The following is a 271-nucleotide window of genomic DNA, read 5'->3' as shown; positions in this document are numbered from 1 at the left end:
AACAATGACCGTACCCAGCACTGCCATTAGCATGAGAGAACGTTCCGCCCACTTGCGAAGTGACGATTTTGTAGATGAATTAGACTCGTTTTGAGCAGTGATCGCAGCATTCTTATTTACCACTGAAGACATGAGGTTCACTTATTTGAAATAGACGCGCGTATTGTAACCTCCATAACCAAACTGGACAAAGCACCGTACTCCAGATGTTTGTGCTTTATTCCAAAAAATTGCCTTGCCATCAATTGAATAAAAAGACATTATTTAAGCA

At 40.6% G+C, this 271-nt stretch carries 1 pseudogene; it reads right to left on the bottom strand.

Going from position 1 to position 271, the window contains the following annotated elements:
- A pseudogene (locus tag R7093_RS25900) lies at positions 1 to 132 on the bottom strand (N-acetylglutamate synthase); the annotation flags it as partial.
- Positions 133 to 271: the final 139 nt, after the last annotated feature.

The sequence above is a fragment of the Vibrio sp. 1580 genome (genome assembly GCF_033340055.1).
This window is presented reverse-complemented; position numbering and strand designations above follow the sequence as displayed.